Origin of the sequence: Cyanobium sp. WKJ7-Wakatipu, from assembly GCF_024345355.1 — a bacterium.
Classification (GTDB): Bacteria; Cyanobacteriota; Cyanobacteriia; order PCC-6307; family Cyanobiaceae; genus Cyanobium_A; species Cyanobium_A usitatum.
Genome location: NZ_JAGQAY010000016.1, coordinates 34,482 through 52,678 on the forward strand (window position 1 = coordinate 34,482; position 18,197 = coordinate 52,678).

Annotated in this window: 19 protein-coding genes and 1 tRNA gene; 13 read left to right on the plus strand and 7 right to left on the minus strand. The window is 64.3% G+C overall.

What is annotated here, in order from left to right; all coding sequences use genetic code 11:
- Positions 1–22: 22 nt before the first annotated feature.
- Positions 23–1,480 (minus strand): SpoIID/LytB domain-containing protein, encoded by a 1,458-nt coding sequence (locus tag KBY83_RS10110; protein WP_315858967.1) that lies wholly within the window; start codon positions 1,478–1,480, stop codon positions 23–25.
- Positions 1,481–1,701: 221 nt separating this feature from the next.
- On the opposite strand from KBY83_RS10110, the gene rpmI reads away from it, so the two are divergent.
- The 3 genes from rpmI to KBY83_RS10125 all read left to right on the plus strand — a co-directional run bounded on the left by rpmI (position 1,702) and on the right by KBY83_RS10125 (position 2,855).
- Positions 1,702–1,899, plus strand: a complete 198-nt coding sequence (gene rpmI, locus KBY83_RS10115) for a 50S ribosomal protein L35 (RefSeq protein WP_106632482.1) — start codon at positions 1,702–1,704, stop codon at positions 1,897–1,899.
- Between the two features lie 46 nt (positions 1,900–1,945).
- A complete protein-coding gene (gene rplT / locus KBY83_RS10120) occupies positions 1,946–2,293 on the plus strand; it encodes a 50S ribosomal protein L20 (protein WP_106632483.1) in 348 nt (115 codons plus the stop codon).
- A gap of 199 nt (positions 2,294–2,492) precedes the next feature.
- On the plus strand, positions 2,493–2,855 hold the full coding sequence (locus tag KBY83_RS10125; RefSeq protein ID WP_315858968.1) for a tetratricopeptide repeat protein: 363 nt from the start codon (positions 2,493–2,495) through the stop codon (positions 2,853–2,855).
- 19 nt (positions 2,856–2,874) lie between these two features.
- Here the strand turns inward: KBY83_RS10125 and KBY83_RS10130 are convergent, their stop codons facing one another.
- The gene (locus tag KBY83_RS10130; protein ID WP_255019441.1) at positions 2,875–3,480 is read right to left on the minus strand and encodes a hypothetical protein; all 606 of its coding nucleotides are present in this window, start codon (positions 3,478–3,480) and stop codon (positions 2,875–2,877) included.
- A 58-nt stretch (positions 3,481–3,538) separates the two neighbouring features.
- Between KBY83_RS10130 and KBY83_RS10135 the strand changes: the two genes are divergently transcribed.
- The 3 genes from KBY83_RS10135 (at position 3,539) to KBY83_RS10145 (ending at position 6,798) form a co-directional block, all read left to right on the plus strand.
- Positions 3,539–4,369: a thiazole synthase gene (locus KBY83_RS10135; RefSeq protein WP_255019442.1), complete on the plus strand. Its 831-nt coding sequence runs from the start codon at positions 3,539–3,541 to the stop codon at positions 4,367–4,369.
- Positions 4,370–4,450: 81 nt separating this feature from the next.
- Complete coding sequence (locus KBY83_RS10140) at positions 4,451–5,644, plus strand: NAD-dependent epimerase/dehydratase family protein (protein WP_255019443.1); 1,194 nt, start codon at positions 4,451–4,453, stop codon at positions 5,642–5,644.
- A gap of 17 nt (positions 5,645–5,661) precedes the next feature.
- On the plus strand, positions 5,662–6,798 hold the full coding sequence (locus KBY83_RS10145) for a glycosyltransferase family 1 protein (RefSeq protein WP_254998695.1): 1,137 nt from the start codon (positions 5,662–5,664) through the stop codon (positions 6,796–6,798).
- A gap of 1 nt (position 6,799) precedes the next feature.
- Here KBY83_RS10145 and mrdA read toward each other — a convergent pair whose 3' ends face one another.
- The 5 genes from mrdA to cbiD all read right to left on the minus strand — a co-directional run bounded on the left by mrdA (position 6,800) and on the right by cbiD (position 12,513).
- Positions 6,800–8,557: a penicillin-binding protein 2 gene (gene mrdA, locus KBY83_RS10150; RefSeq protein WP_255019444.1), complete on the minus strand. Its 1,758-nt coding sequence runs from the start codon at positions 8,555–8,557 to the stop codon at positions 6,800–6,802.
- Positions 8,558–8,559: 2 nt separating this feature from the next.
- On the minus strand, positions 8,560–8,943 hold the full coding sequence (locus KBY83_RS10155; RefSeq protein ID WP_255019445.1) for a hypothetical protein: 384 nt from the start codon (positions 8,941–8,943) through the stop codon (positions 8,560–8,562).
- A 52-nt stretch (positions 8,944–8,995) separates the two neighbouring features.
- Entirely contained in the window at positions 8,996–9,577 is a 582-nt protein-coding gene (locus KBY83_RS10160) for a hypothetical protein (RefSeq protein ID WP_255019452.1), read from the minus strand.
- Between the two features lie 109 nt (positions 9,578–9,686).
- A complete protein-coding gene (gene guaA / locus KBY83_RS10165) occupies positions 9,687–11,321 on the minus strand; it encodes a glutamine-hydrolyzing GMP synthase (protein WP_241518288.1) in 1,635 nt (544 codons plus the stop codon).
- A 34-nt stretch (positions 11,322–11,355) separates the two neighbouring features.
- Positions 11,356–12,513: a cobalt-precorrin-5B (C(1))-methyltransferase CbiD gene (gene cbiD / locus KBY83_RS10170; RefSeq protein ID WP_255019453.1), complete on the minus strand. Its 1,158-nt coding sequence runs from the start codon at positions 12,511–12,513 to the stop codon at positions 11,356–11,358.
- An 89-nt stretch (positions 12,514–12,602) separates the two neighbouring features.
- Here cbiD and KBY83_RS10175 point away from each other — a divergent pair, with 89 nt between their 5' ends.
- The 7 genes from KBY83_RS10175 to KBY83_RS10205 all read left to right on the plus strand — a co-directional run bounded on the left by KBY83_RS10175 (position 12,603) and on the right by KBY83_RS10205 (position 17,791).
- Positions 12,603–13,757 carry an alanine--glyoxylate aminotransferase family protein gene (locus KBY83_RS10175; protein ID WP_255019446.1) on the plus strand — a complete coding sequence of 385 codons (1,155 nt, stop codon included), beginning with the start codon at positions 12,603–12,605 and terminating at the stop codon, positions 13,755–13,757.
- Between the two features lie 70 nt (positions 13,758–13,827).
- Positions 13,828–13,899: transfer RNA gene (locus KBY83_RS10180), tRNA-Gly, on the plus strand.
- A gap of 259 nt (positions 13,900–14,158) precedes the next feature.
- The gene (locus KBY83_RS10185) at positions 14,159–14,413 is read left to right on the plus strand and encodes a type II toxin-antitoxin system Phd/YefM family antitoxin (RefSeq protein WP_255019447.1); all 255 of its coding nucleotides are present in this window, start codon (positions 14,159–14,161) and stop codon (positions 14,411–14,413) included.
- Entirely contained in the window at positions 14,403–14,684 is a 282-nt protein-coding gene (locus KBY83_RS10190) for a type II toxin-antitoxin system RelE/ParE family toxin (protein ID WP_255019448.1), read from the plus strand. Before KBY83_RS10185 ends, KBY83_RS10190 begins: the two co-directional genes overlap by 11 nt.
- Before the next feature lie 63 nt (positions 14,685–14,747).
- Positions 14,748–15,065: a ribbon-helix-helix protein, CopG family gene (locus KBY83_RS10195; RefSeq protein WP_255019449.1), complete on the plus strand. Its 318-nt coding sequence runs from the start codon at positions 14,748–14,750 to the stop codon at positions 15,063–15,065.
- Complete coding sequence (locus KBY83_RS10200; protein WP_255019450.1) at positions 15,056–15,412, plus strand: type II toxin-antitoxin system PemK/MazF family toxin; 357 nt, start codon at positions 15,056–15,058, stop codon at positions 15,410–15,412. Before KBY83_RS10195 ends, KBY83_RS10200 begins: the two co-directional genes overlap by 10 nt.
- 12 nt (positions 15,413–15,424) lie before the next feature.
- Positions 15,425–17,791 carry a TOTE conflict system archaeo-eukaryotic primase domain-containing protein gene (locus KBY83_RS10205; RefSeq protein ID WP_255019451.1) on the plus strand — a complete coding sequence of 789 codons (2,367 nt, stop codon included), beginning with the start codon at positions 15,425–15,427 and terminating at the stop codon, positions 17,789–17,791.
- The last annotated feature ends 406 nt before the right edge of the window (positions 17,792–18,197 follow it).

Below are 18,197 nucleotides of genomic sequence, written 5' to 3' on the forward strand. Positions count from 1 at the left end.
CGATCCCTAAAGTCGCCGAACTCTAGGGGGAACTGGCAGCCGAGCCGGGCTCGGACAGGGTGCTGATGCCTGGCAACGCCCTGAGGGACTGGAGCCTGGTGCCCGGATAGTAGTGATCGAGGATGCGCGCCAGGCTCCAGCCACGCCGGGCTAAGTCGATAGCTCCTGCTTGAGACAGGCCGGCACCGTGGCCAAACCCTCCCCCCTCGAAAATCCAGCGACCCGGGCCATCCGGCCGCAACAAAAAGAGGGTGCTGGGCAACTGCCGCAAGGTGCGGCGAATCGCATCACGGCGCAGCACCACGCTCTGCCGCACTCCGCTGGCTGCCTGCGCCTGGATTTCCAGCGCCAATACCCGTCCACTGGGGCCCCGCTCCAGCACCGCCAGGCGTGTGGGCGGCAGGCCCAAGGGCAGGGCAGCGCGGCTCAAGGCCTGCTGAATCTGGGCCGAATCGAGCTGGCGAGACCAGCGGAAGCGGGGGTGGTCGAAGCCATAGGCGCGGGCGGTAGCCGCCAGGGCCGCTCCTAGCCGGGCCGGCTGCAACGGCAAAACCACGGCGGCTGCAACGGCCGGCGGACCATCCACCCGCGGCCTCAGGTAGGGCAGGGCGTCCCCAATCCACACCTCCTCAAACCCGGCCGCAATCCCCCCATTTGTGGCGTGATACACGCCATGAATCGGCGCACCCTGCCAGCTCAAGACTTGATATTGGGTGGCGGCAATCGCCTGGCGTACAGCTGCTCCGGCCTGGCGGGGGTCTGCGTACACCTGGCATTGGGTATCGGCGCATAGGTGGTATCCATCCACCACGAATCTCCCCTGGTTGCGCAGGGCCCAGGTGCGGGCCAGCACCGCCTGGGCAGCCAGGGCCGCCGCGGGGGAGCCTGCCCCGATCTCATGGGGCACAACCCCAAGCAGGTAGCGCTCTAAGGGCACCTCCTCCACCAATGACCAGCTGCCGTAGGCATCTCCCTGGAGCCGGAACGGACCTGCAAACACCCCCCCCTGCCAGCTCAGCCCCCCCGGGGCCTCCAAGCGCAAGGGCCCCTCGAGGCGAACCGGGCCATCCGGGCGCCGCAGCTCCAAAACCAGGCGATCGCGCTGCAGCTGCTCCACCAGCCGCGGCCTAACTCCAGCGGGCGCTGGAGCCTCGGGCGCGGCCCACACTTCCCATTCGGCCGGGTGGGCAATCACGGGGGTGGCACCGGCCAGTCGCCAGCGGCCAGCAGCCTCCTGGGCGCTCTCGTAGCTAGCAAAGGGCCCCCACACCTGACGGCGCAGCACCAAGGGCTCGGCCAACGGCAGCCTGCGCCAGTGCAACTGCAACAGGGGCGCCTGAAACCGCTGGCCCGTCGCACTCAGCAGGGTGAGGTTTCCAGCCGCGCTGCGTAGCTCCAAGGGAGTAGGCGGACCCAAATGGGCAGCCAGGGCCACCCAGAGCACCGGCGCTGTGGCCGCCACTGCCGGCGGAGGCTGCACGGGCCAATGCAGCGCAGAAGTAGGGCCGGATCCAGGTGAACTGGGAGGTGCGGCGGCCCGACATCCCCCCGCGAGCAGCAGCGTGCTGGCCCAAACGGCAAACGGCAACAACGATTGGGCCGAAGAGGACCGGACTGAAAACATTGCTTAAAAGGAGGGGTCTTGGAGGAAGGCACTGCCACGTCGTACTCTGCTTGTTTGTGCCCGCCGCAACGCGAGAAATGCCGAAGCTCAAGACCCGCAAAGCAGCCGCCAAGCGGTTCAAGGCCACCAGCACCGGCAAGTTTCTGCGTCGCCGAGCCTTCCTCAACCACCTGCTCGATCACAAGAGCCCGAAGCGCAAGCGTCATCTGGGCACAATGGCTGTTGTTGATGAGCGCGATGCGGACAACGTAAGGGCGATGCTCCCCTACGCCTGATAGCGACCTCGGCCGATTTTTACTTCTATCTTCCTGATCTACTGCTATGTCACGCGTCAAGAGGGGCAATGTTGCCCGCAAACGCCGTAACAAGATTCTTCGCCTAGCCCGTGGCTTCCGCGGCGGCAATGGCTCCCTCTTCCGCACCGCCAACCAGCGGGTGATGAAGGCGCTTTGCAATGCCTACCGGGACCGCCGTCGTCGCAAGCGCGACTTCCGCCGTCTCTGGATCGCCCGGATCAACGCAGCAGCTCGGCTCAATGGCCTCAGCTACAGCCGCTTCATGGGTGGTTTAAAGAAAGCAGACGTGCGCATCAACCGCAAAATGCTGGCCCAGCTTGCCGTGGTCGACCCCGGCAGCTTCACCACCATCGTGGGCGCCGCTTCAAACTGAGTTCAACCAGTAGGTCTTTTTGGACGCCCTCCTTCCCCAGGCCTACCTAATTGGGCTGATCGTCCTGCTGGGGGTCGCTGCGGTTGTAGTGGCCCGACAAATCTGGCGCGTACGTTCAGATGAAGTCACCCTGGCAAAGCTAGAGCGTAGTGAAGGCCCTAAACCATCAGACGCGGCCACGTTGTACGAGCTTGGCTCTGTGCAACTACGCAAGCGCTTGTATGGCCAAGCCGCCGAATCACTCAAGCAAGCTCTTAAGAAAGCTGAAGCTGCTAAAGAACCGGCTGAAGCCCAAGCTGTGATTCAAAACGCCCTGGGCTTCGCCTTGGCCGCTCAAAACAACTACAAAACGGCAATTCGCCATTACCGGCTGGCGTTGGAAGCCAAACCCGCCTACCCAGTAGCACTCAATAATCTTGCCTTCGCCCTGGAAAAGCAGCTCAAGCTGGAAGAGGCCAAGCAGACCTATGAGCAGGTGATTGAGCTTGACGCCAACAACAAAACCGCCCGCAAAAGGTTGAAACTCCTCGATCGCAAGGCCGGCCTGAATCGGGCGGCCTAAGCGATTATCTATTCAACTTTCACCAAAGTCCGCGTACTGCAGCGCCGCGGGTTGGAGCAACTACGCGGCTAGCACTTGTTAGTGGACGCAGATCAAGGCGGCCGCCAGGGCTGGTGAGGCGAGGTGCTTGCCAGCCTGACAACTGCAGGCCCTGCAGACCCGTAAATACCCCTCCCATTTCCAGACCCGGCACCTCGCACTCGCAGAGCATCAGCAGGTCGAGCTGGTCTGATTCGGCGTTGAGGTTGCCCTGCACGGGAGTGGTAACCCCTCCCACCGTGAGTTCACCCCGCAGGTCGATCATCTGGCCCATCGGCTTGACCGAGGCAAGCCGCAGCTCAGCACTCACAATCTGGGAATTGTCAAAGGATTGATAAGTACCACTCCATACGAGCGGCATCTCCCCAGCCAGCAGCTGGGCCCGGCCAACTGGATCAAAGGTCTCCGCACCTCCCAGACCACTAAGCGACTCACCACCGACGCTGGTAGCCGAGGGAGGGGTAAAAGGCACAAAGGCCTCACTGGCAACGGGTGTAGCCGCCTGCGCCGGGAACAAACCGATTGGCAACAGTGCAAACGGCACTGCGGCTAACGGCAGGGCAGCACGAAGAACGGCAAAAGACACAACAACCAGAACTGACTAGTGGGAGGCTAGGACCGTTGCCGAGATCTGGCCCTGCTCCGTGGTCACCACCGCTTCCACCAGCGAACCGCACACCCACCGGGATCCACTTGTGATCGGGGGGCGCAGCTTCCGCAGCCGCCTGATGACCGGCACCGGCAAATATCCGAGCCTGGCGGCCATGCAGGCCAGCCTGAAGGCCAGCGACTGCGAAATCGTGACCGTTGCCGTGCGTCGGGTGCAGAGCCAGGCTGCCGGCCATGCAGGCCTGCTGGAGGCCATCGACTGGCAGCGCATCTGGATGCTGCCCAACACGGCCGGCTGCGCCACCGCCGAAGAAGCGATCCGGGTGGCCCGCCTGGGACGGGAGCTGGCAAAGCTGGCAGGCCAGGAGGACAACTGCTTCGTGAAGCTGGAGGTGATTCCAGACACTCGTCATTTGCTACCCGATCCATTCGGCACCCTGGCAGCCGCTGAGCAACTGGTGAAGGAGGGCTTCACGGTGCTGCCATACATCAATGCCGATCCACTCCTGGCCAAGCGACTCGAAGAGGCTGGCTGCGCCACCGTGATGCCCCTGGGCTCGCCGATCGGCTCGGGCCAGGGCATCCGCAACGCCGCCAACATCGCCCTGATCATCGAAAACGCCAAGGTGCCCGTGGTGGTAGACGCCGGTATCGGCGTGCCCAGCGAGGCCGCCCAGGCCATGGAAATGGGCGCAGACGCCCTGCTGATCAACAGCGCCATTGCCCTGGCAGGCGACCCCCCGGCGATGGCGCGGGCCATGGCCATGGCCTGCGAGGCCGGCCGCAGCGCCTTCCACGCAGGTCGGCTTCCCATACGTGCAAACGCCAATCCCAGTTCGCCCGAGGTTGGCCGGGTAGGGAGGTGAAGCCGAACGCCTGTAGTAGCTTGCAAAGCGGAGCATCCGCTCGTCCTGCAGGGGTCTGAGGTTTTCGGAATGGGCGTTGCAATGAAGGTCTTCGTTCTCGGTGGCGACGGCTTCTGCGGTTGGCCCTGCGCGGTGAACCTGGCCGATGCTGGCCACGAGGTGGTTGTCATCGACAACCTCAGCCGGCGCAAGATCGACGTCGACCTGGAGGTGGAGTCGCTGACGCCGATCGCCACCATTGGCGACCGCCTTAAGGCCTGGGAACAGGTGGGCGGCAAGCCGATGCGGTTTGTCCATCTGGACATCGCTAGGGAATACGACCGGCTTCTGGAGCTACTACGCCACGAGCGGCCCGATTCGGTGGTGCATTTCGCCGAGCAGCGCGCAGCTCCCTACTCGATGAAAAGCAGCGCCACCAAGCGCTACACCGTCGACAACAACGTCAATGGCACCCACAACCTGCTAGCCGCGATCGTGGAGAGCGGCCTCGATATCCACATCGTGCATTTAGGCACGATGGGGGTGTACGGCTACGGCTCCCACCGCGGTGCCACCATCCCCGAGGGCTACCTCAAGGTGGAAGTGCCCCAGCCCGACGGCAGCCGCTTCGAGGAGGAGATCCTGCATCCGGCCAGCCCGGGCAGCGTCTATCACATGACCAAGACGCTGGACCAGCTGCTCTTCCTCTACTACAACAAAAACGACCAGATCCGTATCACCGACCTGCACCAGGGGATCGTCTGGGGCACCAACACCGAGGCCACCGAGCGCGACCCACGCCTCACCAACCGCTTCGACTACGACGGCGACTACGGCACCGTGCTCAATCGCTTTTTGATGCAGGCAGCGATCGGCTATCCGCTCACTGTGCACGGCACCGGCGGCCAGACCCGCGCCTTCATCCACATCCGCGATTCGGTGAAGTGCGTGCAGCTGGCCCTGGAAAATCCGCCGGCCAGGGGCGAGCGGGTGAAGATCTTCAACCAGATGACCGAAAGCCACCAGGTTGGTGAACTAGCCCGCAAAGTGGCGGCTCTCACGGACGCCCAGATCAATTACCTGCCCAATCCGCGCAACGAAGCCGTCGAAAACGATCTAATCGTCGACAACCGCTGCTTCATCGAGCTGGGCCTCAACCCCACCACCCTCGATGACGGCCTGCTGGCTGAAGTGGTGGATGTGGCGCGCCGGTGGGCTGATCGCTGCGACCGCAGTCGCATTCCCTGCCAATCCGCCTGGACCCAAACCCAGGCTCAGGCCATCCAGACGACCTAAGGCACAACTCCAAACCCTTGAAGATCGCCTTTTTCACCGAAACCTTTCTGCCCAAGGTGGACGGCATCGTCACCAGGCTCACCAAGACGGTGCAGCATCTGGTCGCGGCTGGCGATGAGGTCCTGATCTTCTGCCCGGAAGGCGCCCCCGAGACCTACATGGGAGCCCAAGTGGTGGGGGTGCCCGCAATGCCCCTACCCCTCTACCCCGAGCTCAAGCTGGCCCTGCCTCGGCCGGCGGTGGCAGAAGCCCTGGATCGCTTCAAGCCAGATCTTGTCCACGTTGTCAATCCCGCCGTCCTGGGGCTCGGCGGCATCTGGCTGGCCAAAACCAAGGCCTATCCCCTGGTAGCCAGCTACCACACCCATCTGCCCAAATACCTGGAGCACTACGGCATGGGCATGCTCGAGCCACTGCTGTGGGAACTGCTCAAAGCTGCCCACAACCAGGCCCGGCTCAACCTCTGCACCTCCACCGCCATGGTGCAAGAGCTAAGTGAGAAAGGAATCCAGCACACCGATTTGTGGCAGCGCGGCGTAGACACTGAGCTTTTCCAGCCGGCGCTGCGCTCCGATGCCATGCGACAGCGGCTACTAAACGGCCAGAGCGACACCGGCAAGCTGCTGCTCTACATCGGCCGCCTATCTGCGGAAAAACAGATCGAACGGATCCGGCCCGTGCTTGAAACAATGCCCGATGCCCGGCTGGCCCTAGTTGGAGATGGTCCCTACCGCCTACAACTCGAGAAGATCTTTGCGGGCACACCTACCCACTTCGTGGGCTACCTAGCCGGGCAAGAGCTGGCGGCGGCCTACGCCAGCGGCGACGCTTTTCTATTCCCCTCCAGCACCGAAACCCTGGGCCTGGTGCTGCTGGAGGCCATGGCGGCCGGCTGCCCGGTGGTGGGTGCCAACCGCGGTGGCATCCCGGACATCGTCAGCGATGGGGTCAATGGCTGCCTTTACGAACCAGACCAGGAAGGCAGCCTGGCTGCTGCGGTGGAGCGCCTCCTTGGCGATGCCAGTCAACGGGCCGAGCTGCGCACCAACGCCCGCGAGGAAGCCGAGCGCTGGGGTTGGTCTGGAGCTACCGAACAACTGCGCGGCTACTACCAGCGCCTGTTGGCCAAGCCCGACCTGCAACTAGTGGCCTGAATCAGGACTGGGGCGCCTGCCCCGGCAGGCTGCCCCGGAACCAGGTGTTCATCAAAGCCTTCACCATCGGAGCTGCCACCGTGCCGCCATAGCCGCCGGAGTTTTCCCCGAAGGCGATGATCACCAAGGTGGGCTTATCCGCTGGGGCATAGCCGCCAAACCAGGCGTGATCAGGCCGGGGTGGATCTTCGCCAGTGCCGGTTTTGCCAGCCACCGGAGGCAGGTTGGGATCATTGAGAAGCTTGGCGGTGCCGACGGTCACCACCTGGCGCAGCCCATCCCGCAGCACCTGCAGGGTGGCCGGCTTAAGGCCGATCCAGGTGCGTTTCGTGGGGCGCTCCACCAGGTGGGGCGTCACCAGCCAACCACCGTTGGCCACCGCGGCATATAGCCGCGCCATCTGGATCGGGGTCACCTGTAGGGCCCCCTGGCCAATGGCCGAGGTGATGGTATCCACGGGTGTCCAGCCCTCACCCAGCACCTCCTGTTTCCAAGCCTGATCGCCCAGCAAGCCCGGGGTCTCCTCCTCCACCAGCTCAATGCCCGTGACCTGGCCATAGCCCATGCGCCGGGCGGCTTTGAACAGCTCATCGGGGCCCACCTTCAGCCCCACCTGGTAATAGAAAGTGTTGCTGCTCACGGCCAGGGCGAAAGGAAAACCGATTGCCCCATGGGCGCCATGGTCGCCATAGCAAAGGCCCGCATAACAGAACGAATTCATCGTCATCACCTTCGAGTCGGCCGTGTAGCGGCCCGACTCCAGGCCCGCCACAGAGGTGACAATCTTGAAGGTGCTGGCCGGTGGAAAGCCCTGGAAGGCGCGATTCAGCAGGGGAGCATCGGGGGAATTGAGGCTGCTCCACTGGCTGGAACTCGGCGCCGGCGAAAAAACATTGGGGTCAAAGGTGGGCCGGCTGGCCAGGGCCCGAATTGCTCCGGTTTGGGGGTCGAGCGCCACGATCGCCCCCTTGCGCACCCCGTCGAGGGCGCGCTCTGCAGCCTGCTGCAGCGCCAGGTCCAGGGTGAGCCGCAGGTCCTGACCAGCCTTAGCAGACTTCTCCCCGATGATGCGCTGCACCTGGCCGGCGGCGTTCACCTCCACCTGCTGGCCGCCCCACTCGCCGCGCAGGTGCCCCTCAAACTGCTTCTCGACCCCACTGCGGCCCACCCGATCCTGGATCCGGTAGCCCTTGGGCTGGAGCTGGGTGTATTCCTCTTCCGTGATCCCGCTGGTGTAACCGAGCACGTGGGCTGCCAGCCGGCCGTGGGGATAGCTGCGCAGGATGTCCACATCCACCTCGGCGCCCTGGAGCCCGGCAGCCTGCTCCCGGAAGCGCAGCACCTGCTCAGACTGGAGGCCACTGGCCAGAGCTATCCGAAATCCCTCCGCATTGGCACCACTATTTCGACGCGCCTCCAGCTGGGCCGCAGGCAACCCAACCACCGTCGCCAAGCGATCTCGCAGGGCCGGCCACTGGGCGTCACCCATCTCCCGCGGCTGGATGTAGAGGTTGTAGGTGAGCCGGCTAGTGGCCAGCACTTGGCCATGACGATCCAAAAGGCGACCCCGGATCGGGTTGCGGGGCAGCAGCCGAATTCGGTTTTCATCGGCCCTGGCGCGGTTCTCAGCGCCGTGCAGCAACTGCAACCAGGCCAAGCGCGCCACCATGGCACCGCTGAACAGCAACACCACAGCCAGCAGCAGGGCCGACTGACGGCCCATGCCGGTGTGACGGGAGGCAGCTGGACCAAAGGCCATGGTCAGGCGTTGGGCTCGAGTCGCTGCTCCAGCTGCTCCAGTCGAGCAGCAATGCGGGCCAAACCCTGCTGCAGCTCCAAGGCGTCCTGGGGATCGGCTTGGTGTGCTCCGTCAGCCCCTACGTCGGTGGCCACATCGTGGACCTCCACCTTCATCACCGGGTTGCCCAGGCCGGGGCTGACCCGATCCAGGCCCTGGCGCAGCTGACTAGCGGCAGGCTCGCCCTCCTCCCGCAGACTGCCGAGGGGATCGGCCTCCTGGCCGTCAAAAGCTGCCATCACCTCGCGAGCCCCGCCCTTACGGGCCCGCTCCACCACCGCCAAACCCACGGGCAGGACGTCCTGCATCAAGGTGAGCCGGAGAGCATCAAAGGGGTCGGTGGCCATGGCGGCGTTCCTGGCTCAGGAACCACAGTCTGACCTGCCTGCAACCCGGTGCTCAGGGAGCCAGCCGCTGGATCCCTTGATCAACAATCACCTGGCGGCAGTTCTGCTGACTACCCCACCACCAACCCGCCGCCACGGCGATCACCAGGAGCGAGGCCAGCGGCACCAGGGCCTGGCGGGTGACGTCAAGGGCCAGCCATTCGCCCCAGGCCCGCAGGGTGCGCTCCCGGTCAAAGCGTCGCCGGGCCTTCTCTTCCTCCTGCTGGCGCCGGCGCAGGGAGCGGGTCACCCAGCGCTCAAAAGATTTCTTCTTGGTGACCGCCATCTTGCGCTCAACCTCGAGCAGATGGCCGGCCGAGAGCTCAGGGTTGAAGGTGCTGATCAGCTCCAGGCTCTTGAGGAACATCTCCACGGCGCCATCTTTGGCGGCCCGCTCGCCCTCTTCAAGCAGCTCCCAGTCCACCTCGGGATAAAAGCGGAGCCGGTTGCTGGCGATCTGGTCTTCCATCAACTGGCCTGGCTCCCGCAGCCAGCGGTCCGTATTGGCATCGAAACGGCGCCAATACAGAAAGGGATTGAGATATATGGTTTTGCCGGCCAGGACGATGCTGTCCTGCTGCAGCCGTCGCTGCATGTCGGGATCGGGGGGTGTCGAGCTGGGGGGCGCGGAGGCGGCAGTCACGACGTATGGGCTGGGAGCCGATGGTATCGAAGGTCGGCGTCCCGGGCTACTCCCGCAACACCTACTCCCACTCGATGGTGCCAGGCGGTTTGCTGGTGATGTCGAGCACCACCCGGTTCACGCCCTTGACCTCATTGACGATGCGGTTGGAGATTTTCTCGAGTAGGTCGTAGGGAAGGCGAGACCAATCGGCCGTCATGCCGTCTTCCGAGGAGACGCAGCGCAGCACGATCGGGAAGGCGTAGGTGCGTTTATCGCCCATCACCCCCACGCTGCGCACAGGCAGCAGCACGGCAAAAGCCTGCCAGATCTCGTTGTATAGGCCTGCCTCCTTCACCTCCTCGCGCACAACCAGGTCGGCGTCACGAAGGATGTTGAGCTTCTCGCTGGTGACCTCACCGAGGATGCGAATCGCCAGACCAGGACCGGGGAAGGGGTGCCGGCCAACGATTTCCTGGGGCAGACCCAGGCTGCGGCCCACCTTGCGCACCTCGTCTTTAAACAAACGACGCAGGGGTTCCACCAGCTTGAACTGCAGATCCTTGGGCAGGCCACCAACGTTGTGGTGGCTTTTGATCTTCACTGCCACCCGCTCACCAGTTTTGGGATCAATACCAGTGCCGGCGCTCTCGATCACATCGGGATAGAGGGTGCCCTGGGCTAGGTAGTCGAAGGGGCCGAGGCGCTTGCTTTCCTCTTCAAACACCCGGATAAATTCCGTGCCGATCAGCTTGCGCTTCTCCTCCGGGTCGGTGATGCCATCAAGCTTGCTGATGAAGCGCTCGCGGGCATTGATGTATTCCACGTTGATGTGGAAGCGCTTGTCGAAAAACTCCACCAGAAACTCAGGCTCGCCTTTGCGCATGAAGCCTTGGTCGATGAACATGCAGGTGAGCTGATCGCCAATCGCCTTGTGCAGCAAAAAGGCGAGGGTGGAGGAATCAACGCCTCCCGAGAGAGCCAGCAAAACCCGCTTATCTCCGACTTGGGCACGCACATCAGCCACCGCTTCGTCAATGAAAGCTGCTGTGGTCCAATCGGCCTCACAACCGCAAATGTGGTACACAAAATTGCGCAGCATTGCCATGCCGCCGGTGGAGTGGACCACCTCAGGATGAAACTGCACGCCGTATAAGCGCCGCTGGTGATCAGCGACGGCGGCCTCTGGGGTGTTGTCGGTGTGAGCCAGCCGCAAGAAGCCCTCGGGTAGCCGTTCCACCGAGTCGCCGTGGCTCATCCACATCGTCGAGCCGTCTTCGACGTTGGTGAGCAAATCGATCGGGTCGTCAACGTGCAGCGGAGCCTTGCCGTATTCCGCCCGACCGGCGGCCACCACCGAGCCCCCCAGCTGCTGCACCATCAGCTGCATGCCGTAGCAAACGCCCAGCACCGGAATTCCCAGCTCCCAGATAGCCGGGTCGCACACGGGAGCCCCCGGCTCATACACCGAACTGGGCCCGCCGCTGAGAATGATGCCCCGGGGGGCAATCGCCCGCAGCTCCTCGGCCGTGGTGGTGTAGCCCATCACCAGGGAGAACACTTCGGTTTCCCTAACCCGCCTGGCGATCAGCTCCGAATACTGGGAGCCGAAATCAAGAATCACAATCGCCGGATAGCGCGTCGATTGGGAGGTGGCGTCAAGCTGGGGCACTGGGACGGTAGGGGAAGCGGCGGTAGGGGAAGCGGTGGAAGACATCGACAACGCTGGGCCCTGGAGCATTCGAACCAGCCTAGGCGTCGCTCCGGGCAGGGCTGCGTAAAGCCGTGAGCAATTCCAAGCCAACCGGTCCCTGGCCGCAGATCTGGCGAGAGCGATCAAACAGAACGGCCCCCACCGCCATCGACTCCTGGCCATAGCGGGCCAGATAGCGCAGGCTGCGCTGCTCCACCGCCGCAGCAATGGCCTTACGCAGGCGCTCGGCTCGCGGCCCGTCCCGCTGGGCCAGTTCCCCCAGGGCCGCTTCCACGGTGGGGGCATCGTGAAGAGCTTGCAAGGATTCACCCCCCAGCCCGGCCAAGGCCGCCAGGGCCGTGAGCACCTCGGATCGGCCATCCGCCAAGTGGTGGTGGGTGTGGAAGATGCCGCCCGCCAGCTTGATCAATTTGCCCTGATAACCCAGCAGCAGCAGGCGGCGCACCCCGGCCTCGGCCGCCGCCACGAGCAGCGGTCCGAGCCAGTTTCCCGCCTTGAGCAGCAGCTCAGGTGGCAAACCCAGCCTGGGCGCCAGATCGAGCCCGTTCTCACCGATCACCAGCACCAGATCACCGCAGAAAGCAGGCGCTGCGGCGCGTTCGCGCAGAGCCGCCAGGGCCTGGGCCAGCTGGTCGGGGCCCGCGCTGCGCTGCACCTCAGCCTGGGTGCCGATCAAGGCCAGGCCATCCACCACCCCAAAAGCCGCATTGCTGGTGCGCTCGGCCAGACGCCGGCCCTCTGGAATCACCACCTGCAGCTCCAAACGCCTTCCCGGCGGCACCAGGGGCCGCAGGTTGCACTCGAGCAGCTTTTCGGCATAGGCAGACACGCACGCCTCACCACTGGCCTGCAGCACCCCCACCCCCTCGCCGGCCCGCAACTCGAGCCACTTGCCTGGCCCCTCCAGCCAGCGCAATTGCACCCATAGCTGCAAGCCACGGGTGAGGTCGAGCACCTCCGGCCCCGGATCACAGCAGGCCATGGCCAGCACCCAGCCATCGGCCAAGGGCGCGGCCGCTTGCACCGGCACCCGGGCGGGCAGCTCGCCGGCTGCCTCAGCTTCGGGATGGAGCCAAAGGGGCTGGTGACGCTGCCAGGGCTGGCCAAGCAGGATCACCAGGGCCGCCCGGGCTGCGGCCGTAAGCCACACCGGCACGGTGTATCCGGCAGTGGCATCCGCCGAGGCAGCGTCGATTTGGTTCAGCTCAAGCAACGGGCAATAGAACACTGTTTTTTATGGTGGTTGATTGTGCGGTCCGCCGCCGCCCGCCGTATCCCCTAACCATGCAGGACAAACTCAGCCTGATGATCCCCGGCCCCACCCCGGTGCCGGAACGCGTCCTGCTTGCCATGGGCCGCCATCCGATCGGCCACCGCAGCGCTGACTTTCAGAAAATCGTTAAGCGCACCACCCAACAGCTGCAGTGGCTGCATCAGACAAAGGGCGACGTGCTGGTGATCACGGGCAGCGGCACCGCTGCCATGGAGGCTGGAATTATCAACGTGCTGAGCAAGGGCGACACGGTGCTCTGCGGCGACAACGGCAAGTTTGGCGAGCGCTGGGTGAAGCTGGCTAAGGCTTATGGCCTGAATGTGCAGGTGATCCAGGCCGAATGGGGCCAGCCCCTGGACCCCGAGGCCTTCCGCGCCGCCCTGGAAGCCGACACTGCCAAAGCGATCAAGGCCGTGATCATCACCCACTCGGAAACCTCCACTGGGGTGATCAACGATCTGCAGACCATCGCCTCGCACGTCAAGGACCACGGCACCGCCCTCTGCATCGCCGACTGCGTCACCAGCCTGGGTGCCTGCAATGTGCCCATGGAGGACTGGGGCATCGACGTGATCGGCTCCGGCTCCCAGAAGGGCTACATGATGCCGCCGGGATTGGCTTTCGTGGCCATGAGCGACCGGGCCTGGGAAGCCTGCAAGCACTCCGATCTGCCGAAGTTTTATCTGGATCTGGCCAAATACCGCAAATCGGCCCATGCCGACAGCAACCCCTTCACCCCGGCCATCAACCTCTACTTCGCCCTCGAAGCAGCACTGGAAATGATGCAGGCAGAGGGTCTTGAAAAGATCTTCGCCCGCCATGCCCGTCACCGGGCCGCGGCCCAAGCAGGTATGAAGGCGATTGGTCTGCCCCTCTATGCCGCGGAGGGCTGTGGCAGCCCGGCCATCACCGCCGTGGCGCCAGAAGGCATCGACGCCGAAGCGATGCGCAAAGCCGTGAAAGAAAAGTTCGACATCCTGCTGGCTGGCGGCCAGGATCACCTCAAGGGCAAGGTGTTCCGCATCGGCCACCTGGGCTTTGTTTGTGATCGCGATGTGCTCACAGCCGTAGCTGCAATCGAAGCAACCCTGCAGGATCTGGGCTTACACAAAGGCTGCGCCGGTGCTGGCGTAGCCGCCTGTGCAGCAGCCCTGGCCCAGGGCTGAGCAAGCGTCCGGGGAGAGCAGGCTTTGCGCCGTTCTCCCCAAGACTCTGCTAATTTAATTTATACACCTTGCGGGTGTAATTCAGTGGTAGAATGTCAGCTTCCCAAGCTGAACGTCGCCGGTTCGAGTCCGGTCACCCGCTTTTAGTCCAGGCCTGAAAATTTATTGTTTCTCAAGCGATCATCTCGCTTGGCACTCGCTGGCAGCACGCCAGAAGTTGACTGTGAATGACAGCTAATACCCAGGATTAGTTCAACCTTCTCACAGGGCTTCTCACCTCCGGGTCGTTTCATGGCCTGATTTGACCGTCCTTAATCGGCCCGGGTTGTCGCCGTGGATCGACCGAACCTGAGACCTGACTGGCGACCTAAGATGCGGTTCTGACCCGTCCTGATCCTCTGATGGCACATCGCGTGCTGACCGAGACCGCCGTAAGCATCTCGGAACACAAAAAGAACCCGATGGCCACCGTGGCGGCCGCTGAAGGGATGGCGGTCGCGGTGCTCAACCGCAATGAGCCGGCCTTCTACTGCGTTCCTGCCAAGGCCTACGAGGAGCTCATAGATCTCGTGGAAGACCTGAAGCTGGGCCGCATTGCCGATGCCCGGCTGGCGGATGGGCAGGAGCCGCTGCCGGTCAGCTTCGATGAGCTATGAGCTGGCCTTTCATCCCGAGGCCCTGCGGGAATGGCGGACCCTGAGCGCAGGGATTCGGGAGCAGTTCAAGAAGAAGTTGGCCGAACGGCTGATCGAACCGCGGATTCCCGCCAGCAAGCTGCGGGGCTCCGGTAATCGCTACAAGATCAAGCTGCGCGCCGCTGGTTTCCGCTTGGTCTACGAAGTGCGGGATTGCGAGGTGCTGGTGCTTGTTGTGGCAGTAGGCAAGCGGGAGCGCAATGCTGGCTACCAGCAGGCCGATCAGCGCTGAGAAGACTTTGCCGCACCACCTCGTGCATGACAGGATGGAATACATATTGTCAGCACATCACGCATGGCAGCGCTCAGCCTGCGATTGCCCCACGAGCTGGAGCGCCGACTGGGCGAGGAGGCCCGCCACTGCGGTCAGCCGCGCTCGGAGCTGATCCGCGAAGCCCTGGAAGAGCTGCTGCGCCGCCGGGAGCAGGAGCGCTTGGTGGCCGGGCTCGTCGCTGCCGCCGAAGCGCTGGCGAGCGATGCCTCGGCCCGAGCCGAAAGCCTGCATGTGGCGGCAGATTTCCTGCCGGCCGACAGCGAAGCCCTGGCGTTGGCGGAAGTGGCCGCCTCCCAGGACCAACCCGCACAGCCGATGCCCCAGCAGTGGTGGCGCTGATACATCGGGGTGAGATCTGGGTGGCGCGTCTGAATCCCAATCAGGGCGCGGAAGTGGGCAAGCTGCGTCCAGTGGTGATCGTTCAGGCCGATCCGATCACACATGCCGGCCTGGCCACGGTGATCGTGGTGCCCCTGACCACCCAAGACCGCCCGGGCGCTCGGGCGCTGCGGGTCCCAATCCGCAGCCGCGACCGCCTTCTTTGCGACTCCTTTGCGATGGCGGACCAGCCTCGATCCCTCGATCGCTCCCGCCTGGGCGATGGCCCCCTTACGACCCTCAGCCCCGAGGAACTGGCGGAGCTGGAACGGGCGCTGCTGGGAGTGCTGGGAATCGGCCTGGCCTGAGAGATCCATGCCATGGCCGACTCCAAACCCACTGAGCTCAATCAACTACGCCGGGAGAACGCTCGCCTGATTGGACTGCTGGAGACGCACGGCATCGCCTGGAGCCCCGGCACACCTGGCCCATCTGAGCCTGCGCCGATTTCACTCCAGGCCCCAGTCAAGGGTCCCGCTTCAACCCAAGAGAAGCTGGCCCTGTTCCGGCGTCTCTTCCGCGGACGCGGTGACGTCTATGCCCTGCGCTGGCAGAGCACCAGCAGCGGTCGCTCCGGCTACGGGCCTGCCTGCGCCAATGAATGGCGGCAGGGCATCTGCGAAAAGCCGCGGGTGGCCTGCCGCGATTGCCAATACCGGGAGCTGCTGCCCCTCAGCGATAAAGCGATCTATGGCCATCTGGCCGGAGACCACACGCTCGGCCTCTACCCCCTGCTGGAAAACGACCATTGCCACCTGCTGGCTGTCGACTTTGACGAGCAGGACTGGCGGGACGACGCACGGGGCTTTCTGCGCTCCTGCCGAGAGCTGGGCGTGCCCGCAGCGCTGGAGATCTCCCGCTCCGGCGAGGGCGCCCACGTGTGGGTGTTCTTCGAGGAGGCCGTATCGGCGCGGGAGGCTCGCCAGCTGGGGGCCGCCCTGATCAGCCATACCTGCTCCTCTACACGCCAGCTGGAGCTGAGCTCCTACGACCGGCTGTTCCCCAACCAGGACACCCTGCCGAAGGGCGGTTTCGGCAATCTGATCGCCCTGCCGCTGCAGAAGGAGGCCCGGCAGCGGGGTTGCAGCGTATTCGTAGATGACGACCTGCACCCCTATCCCGACCAGTGGGCCTATCTGGCGACTCTGCAGCGCTTGTCGTTAGCGGGGTTACAGAGCGTGATTCAGGGCGCCAGCGGCGGCGGCCATCCCCTCGATCTCGCCTTCATCGACGCGGAGGACCTGGCGACCCCATGGCTGACACCTCCGCCGGTGCCAAAGATCAGCGGGCCGCTGCCGGCGGCGCTCAGCCTCACCCTGGCCGATCGGCTGTATGTGGAGCGCTCGGGGTTGCCGCAGCCGCTGCTCAATCGCCTGATCCGCCTGGCGGCCTTTGCTAATCCCGCCTTCTACAAAGCCCAGGCCATGCGCCAATCGGTGTGGGACAAGCCGCGGGTGATCGGCTGCGCCGAAAACTTCCCGCAACACATCGCCCTGCCGCGCGGCTGCCTGGAGCCAGTGCAGGCTCTGCTGCAGGAGCAGGGGATCGGCTGGGAGCTGGTGGATGAACGCCAGAAGGGATCACCGCTGGAGCTGGCTTTCGTGGGCCAGCTGCGCGCTGACCAGGAAGCCGCGGTGAAAGCGATGCTGCGCCATGAAATCGGCGTGCTGCAAGCGCCGACAGCCTTCGGGAAAACCGTTGTAGCAGCAGCGATACTGGCGCGCCGCGGGGTCAACACCCTGGTGCTGGTGCATCGGGCCGAGCTGTTGCGTCAATGGCAGGAGCGGTTGCAAACCTTCCTAGACGTCCCCACTGAAGCGATCGGTCGCATCGGTGGCGGCAAGGCCAAACCCTCCGGCCGCCTCGACATCGCCGTGATGCAGTCCTTGGTGCGGAAGGGGGAGGTGAACCCCGTGGTGCAGAACTACGGGCAGGTAATCGTCGACGAGTGTCACCACATCGCCGCCTCCTCCTTTGAGGCAATCCTCAAGCAGTTGAAGGCCCGCTACGTGCTGGGGCTTTCGGCCACCCTGGTTCGCCGCGATGGTCTCCAGCCAATCATTTTTATGCAATGCGGACCCATCCGCTATACCGCCCAGCGGCCCGCCGGAGCGCCCCAGACCCTGGAACTGGTGAGCCGCACCCATCAACTCGAGGGGCTGCCCGCCGATCTGCCGATCCAGGAGCTGATGCGCCGGCTGGTGGAGGATCAATCACGCACCGAACGGATCGTGGCCGAGGCCCTCGCCTGCTGGGAAGCGGGCCGGAAGCTACTGCTTCTCAGTGAGCGCACCGGACATATCACGGCGATCGCCAACGCTCTAACTGATCAGGTACCGAACCTGTTTCTGTTGCATGGCCGCCTGAGCGCACGCCAGCGCAGCGCCACCCTGGCCGCGCTAGCAGCGTTGCCACCGGAGGCACCCCGTATCGTGCTGGCCACCGGGCGTTTGGTGGGTGAGGGTTTCGACCATTCACCGCTCGACACCCTGCTGCTGGCAATGCCCGTGTCCTGGAAGGGCACCCTGCAGCAGTACGCCGGCCGCCTGCACCGGCATCAAACGGGGAAAACCAGCGTGCGGATCATCGACTGGCTCGACCTCGGCCATCCGGTGCCGCAACGCATGTGGGAGCGGCGGCTGCGGGGTTATCGGGCCATGGGGTATTTCCTGATTTCAGATCAGTGATCCACGTCGAGCTTCTGGTCCTGAAGCAGGCGATGGGGAATGCGCACCAGCCGCACCCATCGCGCAGGTGATGCTGCAGGGCACCGGTGATGAAGCGCCGCAGATAGGGAACTGGAGGCTCGCCTGCTCGGCTGCGGGGAGCGGAGCGAACCAGGGCCTCGCGGGCCTTGGGTGCAGAACGGCTGAGGGCTTGGGCCTGCTGAGCAAAACCTGCTGCTGGCGGCGTGATGGGGAAGCGCGGGAAGCCAACTTGAAGACAGCGGAAAACCCCACCCCACCCAGGGCTGATTCAAAGTCTTAGCAAGGGTTGGGCTGTGTCCTGCGCATGACCATCGCCATCAGCGCCGTGATGTCGTGCATCACCGACTGCATCCCGGTGCGGATCGATTGAAAGCCTGCCAGCCGC